Consider the following 460-nt stretch of genomic DNA (forward strand, 5'->3'; position numbering starts at 1 on the left):
GTCGAAACGTTGGCAAGTTTCATTTCGGCTATTGGCATCGATAGCAATGTCAGAACAATATCAACTTACGTTGATAGCGGCGAAGGAAAGGATGCCATAAAAAGTTGTGACATTATATTTGGCTGCACAGATGATAACAGCGGTAGAGTGATGCTTAATCGATTTGCTTACTTCTATCTTACTCCAGTGATTGACATGGGAATTGTAATTGAACGGTCAGAAACAAACCCCAATTTATTGCAGACATTGCAGGGGAGATTTTCGGTTTTGCAACCACACACGACTTGCTTAATTTGTCGAAATGTGATTGATCGGACCTTAGCGAGAGAGGAGGACTTAAAACGAAATGATCCCGACGGTTACGAGCGCCAAAAGAAGGAGGCCTACGTCATTGGTAGTGGAAACCCCAGCCCAGCAGTGATTACATTTACATCGGAAATTGCTTCTATGAGTGTAAATG

Annotated in this window: 1 protein-coding gene; it reads left to right on the top strand. The window is 42.6% G+C overall.

Translation table 11 applies throughout. From position 1 onward, the window contains the following. Positions 1-460: ThiF family adenylyltransferase (locus HZY82_RS06445; protein WP_179939078.1), on the top strand; the 460-nt coding region annotated here is incomplete at both ends.

This window comes from Gemella sp. GL1 (assembly GCF_013415365.1).
In the GTDB taxonomy this organism is placed as follows: Bacteria; Bacillota; Bacilli; order Staphylococcales; family Gemellaceae; genus Gemelliphila.